A 9,521-nucleotide genomic window follows, 5' to 3' on the forward strand; every position below is an offset into this window, starting at 1 on the left:
CGCTTAAAATCTTCACTATGCTTCATCATCTCGTCGGTCTCCTGTTGCGAGCATAAAACGCTCAGGTGACCGGCACAAATCCGTTACAAGTCCAACCAGCCATGGTGCGCTCGCGGATCATATCACGCTCAAACTCCGCCAGCGTGGCGAAGATGCCGAATACCATGCGGCCCGAGGGCGTCGTGGTGTCGATCTGCGCACCCTTGCCGGTGAGGACGCGCAGGCCGACGCCGCGATCCGAAAGATTCTGTACCGTGCTGACCAAGTGGGTGAGTGTTCGACCGAGCCGGTCGAGTTTCCAGACAATCAGCACATCGCCGTCGCGCAACGATTTGAGGCAGGCGGTGAGGCCTTGTCGATCGTCGCGGCTGCCGGATGCACGATCGTCATAGATATTGTCCGCCTCCACCCCGGCGGCACGCAGGGCGTCATGTTGCAGGTCGAGGGACTGCGAACCATCGGATTTGGACACACGGGCGTAGCCGATCAGCATGGATCACAAACGAAGGTTTGAGGTGGCGGGGCGAGCATAGGCATTTGACTATGCCATTGTGTATCTCAACCAGCATCGCAATCAAGCTATCTCAAACATTGAGTCGGATAGAAAAAGGAACATGCATGCCCCGTCGCGTGACCCTGACCGATCGCCAGCGCGACGCGCTACTCCGTTTGCCGGTCGATCAGGGCGAGTTGCTGCGGCATTACACCCTCAGCGACGAGGACCTCGGACATATCCGCCAGCGCCGTCGCGCCCACAACCGTTTCGGCTTTGCGCTGCAACTGTGCGTGCTGCGCTTTCCCGGTCGGGTGCTGGCACCGGGCGAAGTAATCCCGGCGCCAGTGACAGATTTTATCGCGGCCCAGCTCGGGCTGAGCGGCGATGATCTGCTTCCCTATGCCTCGCGCGAGGAAACGCGGCACGAGCATCTGGCAGATCTGCGCAGAATTTATGGCTACCGCGCCTTTTCAGGTCGCGGCGCGCGGGATCTGCGTGAATGGATCGCGCGGGAGGCCGAGACGGCAACATCGAACGAGGATCTCGCCCGCCACTTTGTCGAGGAATGCCGCCGCACACGCACAATTCTTCCAGCTCCCTCAACGATCGAGCGGTTGTGCGCCGATGCATTGGTCGATGCCGAGCGCCGGATTGAGGAGCGTATCGCTGGACGGATCACGCCGGCTCTTGGCGAGCAGTTGGCCGCCTTGCTGGAGGATACGGTGGACGGCCGCATCACTCGGTTTGTCTGGCTGCGGCAAATTGAGGTTGGCGCGAACTCCGCCGCTGCCAATCGTCTGATGGATCGACTGGAATATCTTCAGGACGTCGATCTTCCCGCAGACCTTGTGACCGGCGTGCCTCCGCATAGAGTGGCCCGGCTGCGCCGGCAGGGCGAGCGCTATTATGCTGATGGTATGCGGGACCTGCCCGAAGAAAGGCGGCTAGCGATCCTCGCGGTGTGCGCGCTGGAATGGCGGGCATCGCTGGCCGATGCCGTGGTGGAAACCCATGACCGCATCGTCGGCCGTCTCTATCGAGCATCCGAGCGCCTTTGCAGCACCAGGATCGCCGACGAAAAGGCGGCCGTTCGGGACACACTGAAATCCTTTGCCGAAATCGGCGGTGCATTGCTGGGGGCACAGGACGATGGCACGGCGCTGGACGGGATCATCGCCATGGGGTTTGGCTGGGAGCGGTTCAGAACCCTCGTCGCCACAGCGGGCGCACTGACCAACGTGCTCGCGGCCGACCCGCTCAGCCGTGTGCTGGACGGCTATCACCGCTTCCGCCTCTATGCACCCCGGATGCTGCGCCTCCTCGACATGCAGGCGGCGCCGATCGCGACGCCCCTTTTGGCGGCAGTCGCAATCCTTCAACGCGGCATCAAGGCCGCGCCGCCAATCGACTTCCTGCGCCCGAACTCGAAATGGCATCGCCATCTTCGCGTTCAGCCTGCCGGGGACCACCGGCTGTGGGAGATCGCCGTGCTGTTCCATATCCGCGATGCCTTTCGGTCTGGCGATATATGGCTGGCGGGGTCACGTCGCTATGCCGACCTTAAGCAAATACTGGTCCCGGCCCAGGCGATAGAGCAGACCGCTCGCCTTACCGTGCCGCTGCGACCGCATGAATGGCTTGCGGAACGTAAGGCCCGACTGGATGAACGGTTGAAGGAACTCGGCCGTGCGGCCCGGGCTGGAGCAATCCCCGGCGGCATCATCGAGAATGGCAGACTTCAGATCGACAAGCTCAAGGCCGACACGCCGGAAGGTGCAGAGGATCTCGTGCTCGATCTATATCAGCAGCTTCCGCCCGCAAGGATTACCGACCTGTTGTTGGAAGTCAATGAGCGGACCGGATTTTCCGAAGCCTTCACCCACTTGCGCACCGGCACACCCTGCGTGGACCGGATAGGGCTGATGAACGTTCTGCTGGCAGAGGGCGTCAATCTCGGCCTGCGCAAGATGGCAGCGGCGACCAATACGCACAGTTTCTGGGAATTGCTGCGGATCGCGCGCTGGCATATTGAAGGCAGTGCCTATGATCGGGCGCTCGCCATGATCGTGGAGGCACATGCCGATCTTCCCATGGCCGCGTTCTGGGGACAGGGGCACTCCGCCTCCAGCGATGGACAGTTCTTCCTCGCCACCGAGCAGGGCGAAGCCATGAACATGGTCAACGCCAAATACGGCAATGTCCCAGGCTTGAAAGGATACAGCCATGTCTCCGATCAATATGCGCCGTTTGCTACCCAGGTCATCCCGGCGACCGTCAGCGAGGCCCCCTATATTCTCGACGGGCTGCTCATGAATGACGCAGGCCGCCATGTCCGTCAGCACTTTGCTGATACGGGCGGATTTACCGATCACGTCTTCGCCGCCTGCTCACTTCTCGGCTACAGGTTCGCGCCACGCATCCGCGACCTGCCACAAAAAAGGCTCTATGCCTTCACTCCCGGTGCGACGCCAGCCAATGTGCGGGGCCTGGTCGGCGGTAAAATCAATGAGCCGCTCATCGAGCGGAACTGGCCCGACATCCTGCGCGTCATGGCCACGATCGCCGCCGGCATTGTCGCCCCCAGCCAAATTCTGCGGAAGCTGGCCTCCTATCCTCGCCAGAATGAATTGGCCCTTGCTTTTCGGGAAGTCGGCCGTGTCGAACGGACGCTGTTCATGATCGACTGGATTCTCGACGCCGGTTTGCAACGCCAGGCCCAAATCGGCCTCAACAAAGGCGAAGCCCATCATGCGCTGAAGCGCGCCATCAGCTTCCATCGGCGTGGCGAAATCCGGGACCGATCAGGCGAAGGTCAGCACTATCGCATCGCCGGCATGAACCTGCTCGCCGCCATCATCATCTTCTGGAACACGATGAAGCTCGGGGATGTCGTCAGCAGCCGAGCCGCCAATGGCGCCGCTGTCCCGCCCGATCTCCTCGCCCATGTATCCCCCCTGGGCTGGGAGCACATCAACCTCACCGGCGAATATCGCTGGCCAAAATCCTTAGCGTAGGATTTCGCCCCCTCCCGCAAACACCCCCAATCTGGTCGATCGACATACCGAAATCACGCGCGCGGCGAATGAATTGCAGGCGCTTCACATCGGGCCAGCCATAGCTGCGACGCCCGCCATCAGTCCTTGCCGCGTTCGGAATGAGGCCGATCGCCTCGTAGTAGCGAATCGTCGGCGCGGAGCATCCCGCAAGACTTGCGGCCTGGCTAATGGGCATCGGCATGGAGAAGGCATCGCATGATGGCGCTTGCTCTTCAAGTTACTTGAACTTGTAGAATGCGGCGACTCGAAACCGAACAAGGACATTGCACATGAAGTTGAAACTGGGACTCGCTGGTCAGGCGCTCGCTTGCGCGGCCTGTTGTGCCCCATTGCTCGTGCCGCTGCTGGCAGGAACGGGTGCGGTCCTTGGCTTTGAAGCCGTATCACTCGACGCGGCCATGTGCATCGGCATTCCTGCGATAGCTTTGGTTGGCGGCGGTGTCTGGCTCGCACTGCACAAGCGTCAGCGAGCCAGTTGCGAATGCCGGCACAGTTGCGATCCCGCTTCGCGCTGCGGTTGAACGGTGTGGCCTTGCCGGTCCCGCTACTCGTTGCCTGCTTTCACTAATCGGGAGCTGGCAAGGCAACGCCAGCGATCGCCTCGATCACGCGGCAATCTGCGGCGCGGCCGCCATCACAGGACGCAGCGACGCCCACCAGCGCGCTGCGCAAGGTTTGCAGGCGGGCGATGCGCTCTTCGATGTCGCGCAAGTGCTGGCGCGCGATTGCCGCTGCTTCACCGCAATCGCGTTCAGGCTGATCCGATAGGGCCAGCAGTGAGCGGATCTCGTCGACCGAAAATCCCAGGCTGCGGCCATGGCGGATGAAAGAGAGGCGGCGGACGTCCGCTGCAATGTAGGTCCGCCTTCCCGAAGCGGTCCGCAGCGGGCGCGGGAGCAGGCCGATGTCCTCGTAGAACCGGATCGTGTTGACCTTGGTCCCAGTTTGCCGAGCCAGGTCGCCAATCGCCAAACGCGCGGGTTCACCCATCGTATTGTCCCATATTGCGAATCGCTCGCAAAAACTGCTTGCTTCTACAGCTACTGTAGATTGTATCGGGGGCCGATGAGCAAGACCAAATTCGCGAATCACGCCCCGAAATCGATCAAGGCCGCTACCCGCGTGCTGCGCCTGGCCGCCTTGCTGGTGTCCCTGCTTGTGGCGGGAACGGCCCCTGCCTTTGCAAACCCGAGCGATGAGGATGTCCAGACGGCCTGGCGGCTGCTCGACTATGTCGCGGTCGATTATGCGGGGGCGGTCGCCGATGGAAAGGTGAAGAGCGCGCAGGAATATGCGGAGATGACCGAGTTTGCCGGCGCGGTCGAAGCCAAGCTCGCGGCGCTGCCGCCGGCAGCGCAGAAGGCCGGGCTGCTGTCCGAGGCGAAAGCGTTTCGGGGCATGGTCGCGCAGAAAGCTGCGCCGAATGATGTAGCGAAGTCTGCGCGGACGCTCGCCGCGCACCTGTTGACGGCCTATCCTGTCCCGCTCGCACCCAGCAAAACTCCCGATCTGGCGCGCGGCAATGCACTCTACGCGCAAAATTGTGCAGGCTGCCATGGCCTGAGCGGCGACGGTCATGGACCGGACGCCGCCAAGCTCAACCCCGTGCCGGTTGCCTTTGCCGATGCGTCGCGTGCCCGAGAGAGAAGCCCCTTTGCGCTCTATCAGGTGATCGGCCAGGGGCTCGATGGCACAGCCATGCGCAGTTTCTCCGAATTGCCCTCGCAGGACCGCTGGAACCTTGCCTTCTACATCGGTCGCTTCGCCTTCCCCAATGCCGGCAAGGGCGAACAGCTCTGGAAGAGCGATGCCGCATTGCGCAGCCAGGTTCCCAACCTGGCCGCGCTCGCCGGGATGACGCCTGCCTCGCTCGGGCGGCAGATTGGTCCTGACAAGGCTGATGCGGTCCTTGGCTATCTACGGGCGCATCCCGAAGCGGTGAGTGAGGCCAAGGCCGGATCGCTGACAGTTGCTCATGAAAAGCTCCAGGCGAGCCTTGCGGCTTACGAGGCCGGCGACAGGGAGGCGGCCAAGAAGCTCGCGCTGTCCGCCTATCTCGACGGGTTCGAGCCGGTCGAGCCGGCGCTCGCGGCGCGTGATGCGACGCTGATGGGGCGGATCGAGACCGAAATGGGTAATCTTCGCGCAGCCATCGGCCGCGGCGAACCTGTAAGCGCGGTCAAGGATCGCATGGCCGTCCTCGATGGGCTGTTCAGCGATGCCGAGGAGGTGCTGTCGCCCGATGCCGCCAGCACGGCGTCCACCTTCCTCGGCGCGTTCACCATCCTGCTGCGCGAAGGCGTGGAAGCGCTGCTGATCGTGGTCGCCATGATCGCCTTTCTGCGCAAGGCCGATCGCGGCGAGATGGTTCGTCATGTCCACGTCGGTTGGGTTGCGGCCCTCGCGGCAGGAGCGCTGACCTGGGCTGTTGCAACCTTTTTCATAGGCATCAGCGGCGCAAGCCGGGAATTGACCGAAGGTTTCGGCTCGCTGTTCGCCGCCGTGGTTCTGTTGTCCGTCGGCATCTGGATGCATGGCAAGTCGCAGGCCGGAGAATGGCAGCGCTATATCAACGAGACGCTCGGCAAGGCGCTGTCGCGTAGCTCCGCGTGGTTCCTGTTCGGCCTTGCCTTCATCGTCGTCTACCGCGAGGTGTTCGAGACGATCCTGTTTTATGCAGCCCTGACCGCGCAGGGAAGCGGCGCGGTCATTCTAGCCGGTGCGATCTCGGCCATCGTCGTCCTGGCGCTGATCGCCTGGGCCATGCTGCGGTTCAGTGCCCTGCTTCCGGTGGGGGAGTTCTTCAAATACAGCTCCTGGCTGATCGCGGTGCTGGCGGTCGTCCTCGCCGGCAAGGGCGTATCCGCGTTGCAGGAGGCGGGGATCATCGACATTGCCCCGCTCGCCCACATGCCCCGCATCCCGGTGTTGGGACTGTTCCCGACCTGGCAGTCGATTGGTGCGCAACTGTTGACGATCGCGGCCATCGTGGCAGGGGGATGGTATAACGAAAGGCTGGCCCGCAAGTCGGCGGCGTAACGGAGTAGACCGATGGCCGACATTTGCTGCGGTTCAATTTCAGCGCCTGCTTCCCTGGACGAGACAGTTCCGTCCGCGCTTTCGACGGCGCCTGAGGGAGGCAGCGTCGCCCGTCTGCGCATTGCCCAGATGGATTGCCCGACCGAGGAAGCACTGATCCGCAAGAAGCTCGGCGCCATGGACGAGGTCCGAGGACTCGAGTTCAATCTGATGCAGCGCATGCTGACGGTTGCCTATCGCACCGGCGCATTGCCAGCGGTCCAGGCTGCCATCCGCGAACTCGGCATGGACGCCGAACCCGTCGAGCCGTCCGGCGATGAGGAGCCTCAAACCGAAGCCGCCAAGCCGTGGTGGCCCTATGCGGCGGGCGGCCTTGCGGCATTGGTCGCGGAGATCATGCACTGGTCCGGCTTGCCCGAATGGACAGTCGCACTGGTTGCCGTGCTCGCCGTCGCGGTCTGCGGGCTCGATACCTATCGCAAGGGCTGGATTGCCCTGCGCCACGGCAATCTCAACATCAACGCGCTGATGAGCATCGCCGTGACGGGCGCTCTACTGATCCGGCAGTGGCCTGAGGCGGCCATGGTGATGGTCCTGTTCGCTATCGCCGAGCTGATCGAGGCGAAGTCGCTCGACCGCGCGCGCAATGCCATTCGCAGCCTCGTTCAGCTTGCGCCTGACTACGCTGCCGTCCGTCAACCAGATGGGTCGTGGAGCGATCAGCCCGCTGCAAGCGTGGCGCTCGGCGCAATCATCCGGATCAAGCCGGGGCAGCGTGTTGCGCTCGACGGTACTATCACCAGCGGCCATTCGACTCTCAACCAGGCGGCCATCACCGGCGAGAGCATGCCGGTCGAAAAAGCGCCAGGTGATCAGGTGTTCGCCGGCACTCTCAACGAGGCCGGTTCCTTCGAATATGAAGTCACCGCCGATGCCGCGCACTCGACGCTCGCGCGGATCATCGAGGCTGTGGAGTCTGCACAAGGCGCCCGCGCGCCGACCCAGCGCTTTGTCGACCAGTTCGCGCGCATCTATACGCCGGCCGTGTTCCTGGTCGCCGTTGCGGTGGCGATCGTTCCGCCGCTGCTGCTCGCTGGCAACTGGCAAGACTGGATCTACAAGGCGTTGGTCCTCCTCGTGATCGCCTGTCCCTGCGCGCTCGTCATTTCGACACCGGTCACGATCGTCAGTGGCCTGGCAGCGGCGGCGCGGCGGGGGATCCTGATCAAGGGCGGGGTCTATCTCGAACAGGGTCACAGGCTCGCGGTGCTCGCGCTCGACAAGACCGGGACGATTACGCGCGGCAAACCGGCGCTGACCGATACCGTAAGGTTCGATCCTGACAACGGGATCGACAACCTCGACATTGCGACCAGTCTTGCGGCACGCTCGGATCATCCGGTTTCCTATGCGATCGCCGACGCCGGTCGAAAGTCCGGCATTGTCTTGCTCGATGTGACCGACTTTGCCGCGCTGCCTGGGCGCGGGGTGAAGGGCAGAATCGGCGGCGTCGAATACCTGCTCGGCAATCACCGCCTTATTCACGAAACCGGGGTGTGCTCACTGGCGGTTGAGGCGCAACTCACGCAGTTGGAAGCGCAGGGCAAGTCGGTCGTTGTCCTGACCGACGGCAAGCAACCGCTCATTCTCCTTGCGGTCGCCGACACGATCAAAGAAAGCAGCCGCGTTGCCATTCAGGCGCTGCGCGACCTCGGCATCGAGACGGTGATGCTGACCGGTGACAACGCACGCACGGCTGCGGCCATCGCCCAGCTGGTCGGGATCGACAAGGCGCTTGGCGACCAGCTTCCCGAGGACAAGCTCCAGGCAATCGAGCGCTACATCCGTGATGGCCGCTATGTCGGCATGGTCGGTGACGGTATCAATGACGCCCCGGCACTCGCGCGCGCCGACATCGGCTTTGCGATGGGGGCCGCCGGTTCGGATACCGCGATTGAGACGGCGGACGTTGCCTTGATGGACGATGACCTCAATAAGATCGGGCGTTTTGTCCAAATTTCCCGCATGACCCGCACCGTGCTTATTCAGAACATCACCTTGGCACTGGGCATCAAGGCAGTGTTTCTTGTGCTCACCGTGCTTGGCTATGGAACCATGTGGATGGCTGTATTTGCAGATATGGGAGCCAGTCTTCTTGTCGTGGCTAATGGTTTGAGACTGGTCAGGCAATGACAGGCGCTAGGGGTCCCTTGCCGTCATTCACGACGACTGGTATTCGCACCAGTATGAAGGGTAGGTTCGTTTCCTTGCTGTTGGTGTTTGCCGTGTTGATTGGCGCCGCAGTTATGCCCGAAGCCGGCCATGCCGAAGGAATGCTTGCAGGTCATGCAAGCGAGGTTCTCAACATCGAAGATCACGTCGATGCCGCGACCGGGCAGCACGACAAGCAAGGTGGGGGCGTGCCCTGTCATGCGGTTGCCCACCACCATTGCAGTATCGCGGTAAAGACGGATGCCGAGATCGATGCACTGGGGATCTGGTCTGCCACATCCATGGTTATGCCGCATACGGTTTATCCGTTGACATCGCTTGGGTCGGCTCCGCCCACAGAGCCGCCTGCCGCCTGAAGATCATCCGCCGGCGCCACACATGCGCCCAAGTCTCGTGATTTTCAGGAAAATACTTCATGCAAGACAGTCAAACGGGCGCGCGCGCGTCCGTAGCGCACCATCGGAGCGCTCGTGCGACAGTGCCGCGCGTACTTGTCGCCGCGCTCCTGCTCGGTACCAGCGGACAGGTCGTCAGGGCCGAAGCCCCGATCACTGCGGCCAGCGCGCCCGCACCGGTGTTTACGCTCGATCAAGCGCTCGCCGCTGTTGAGTAGCGCCGAGAATTGACCCGGGAGTGGCAGAAATTATCACTGAGAATTGACCCATGCTTTCCTCGCCCCCGGCTGACAGTCGGGAGGC

At 62.6% G+C, this 9,521-nt stretch carries 7 protein-coding genes and 1 pseudogene; 5 read left to right on the forward strand and 3 right to left on the reverse strand.

What is annotated here, in order from left to right:
• Positions 1-94: 94 nt before the first annotated feature.
• Positions 95-493: pseudogene (locus tag BGP00_RS07535) on the reverse strand (recombinase family protein); the annotation flags it as partial.
• 125 nt (positions 494-618) lie between these two features.
• On the opposite strand from BGP00_RS07535, the gene BGP00_RS07540 reads away from it, so the two are divergent.
• Positions 619-3,510: a Tn3 family transposase gene (locus tag BGP00_RS07540; RefSeq protein ID WP_292687950.1), complete on the forward strand. Its 2,892-nt coding sequence runs from the start codon at positions 619-621 to the stop codon at positions 3,508-3,510.
• Here BGP00_RS07540 and BGP00_RS07545 read toward each other — a convergent pair.
• Entirely contained in the window at positions 3,473-3,733 is a 261-nt protein-coding gene (locus BGP00_RS07545; protein WP_292924808.1) for a MerR family transcriptional regulator, read from the reverse strand. The two genes, BGP00_RS07540 and BGP00_RS07545, sit on opposite strands and share 38 nt — an antisense overlap.
• An 88-nt stretch (positions 3,734-3,821) precedes the next feature.
• Here BGP00_RS07545 and BGP00_RS07550 point away from each other — a divergent pair, with 88 nt between their 5' ends.
• Positions 3,822-4,073 (forward strand): hypothetical protein, encoded by a 252-nt coding sequence (locus tag BGP00_RS07550; RefSeq protein ID WP_124811367.1) that lies wholly within the window; start codon positions 3,822-3,824, stop codon positions 4,071-4,073.
• Between the two features lie 43 nt (positions 4,074-4,116).
• Here BGP00_RS07550 and BGP00_RS07555 read toward each other — a convergent pair whose 3' ends face one another.
• Positions 4,117-4,542 (reverse strand): helix-turn-helix domain-containing protein, encoded by a 426-nt coding sequence (locus tag BGP00_RS07555; RefSeq protein ID WP_124811368.1) that lies wholly within the window; start codon positions 4,540-4,542, stop codon positions 4,117-4,119.
• Between the two features lie 75 nt (positions 4,543-4,617).
• Here BGP00_RS07555 and BGP00_RS07560 point away from each other — a divergent pair, with 75 nt between their 5' ends.
• Genes BGP00_RS07560 through BGP00_RS07570 form a run of 3 tightly spaced genes read left to right on the forward strand, consistent with a single transcriptional unit; the run spans position 4,618 to position 9,179 of the window.
• Entirely contained in the window at positions 4,618-6,591 is a 1,974-nt protein-coding gene (locus tag BGP00_RS07560) for a cytochrome c/FTR1 family iron permease (protein WP_124811369.1), read from the forward strand.
• 12 nt (positions 6,592-6,603) lie between these two features.
• Complete coding sequence (locus BGP00_RS07565; RefSeq protein ID WP_292687953.1) at positions 6,604-8,784, forward strand: heavy metal translocating P-type ATPase; 2,181 nt, start codon at positions 6,604-6,606, stop codon at positions 8,782-8,784.
• Between the two features lie 53 nt (positions 8,785-8,837).
• Complete coding sequence (locus tag BGP00_RS07570; RefSeq protein WP_148092178.1) at positions 8,838-9,179, forward strand: hypothetical protein; 342 nt, start codon at positions 8,838-8,840, stop codon at positions 9,177-9,179.
• The last annotated feature ends 342 nt before the right edge of the window (positions 9,180-9,521 follow it).

It is taken from the genome of Novosphingobium sp. 63-713 (assembly GCF_001898925.1).
Classification (GTDB): Bacteria; Pseudomonadota; Alphaproteobacteria; order Sphingomonadales; family Sphingomonadaceae; genus Novosphingobium.

Coding starts and splice junctions, on each gene's coding strand:
- BGP00_RS07565 (WP_292687953.1), top strand. CDS start 6,604: ATGGCCGACATTTGCTGCGGTTCAATTTCAGCGCCTGCTTCCCTGGAC.
- BGP00_RS07540 (WP_292687950.1), top strand. CDS start 619: ATGCCCCGTCGCGTGACCCTGACCGATCGCCAGCGCGACGCGCTACTC.
- BGP00_RS07560 (WP_124811369.1), top strand. CDS start 4,618: ATGAGCAAGACCAAATTCGCGAATCACGCCCCGAAATCGATCAAGGCC.
- BGP00_RS07555 (WP_124811368.1), bottom strand. CDS start 4,542: ATGGGTGAACCCGCGCGTTTGGCGATTGGCGACCTGGCTCGGCAAACT.
- BGP00_RS07550 (WP_124811367.1), top strand. CDS start 3,822: ATGAAGTTGAAACTGGGACTCGCTGGTCAGGCGCTCGCTTGCGCGGCC.
- BGP00_RS07545 (WP_292924808.1), bottom strand. CDS start 3,733: ATGCCGATGCCCATTAGCCAGGCCGCAAGTCTTGCGGGATGCTCCGCG.
- BGP00_RS07570 (WP_148092178.1), top strand. CDS start 8,838: ATGAAGGGTAGGTTCGTTTCCTTGCTGTTGGTGTTTGCCGTGTTGATT.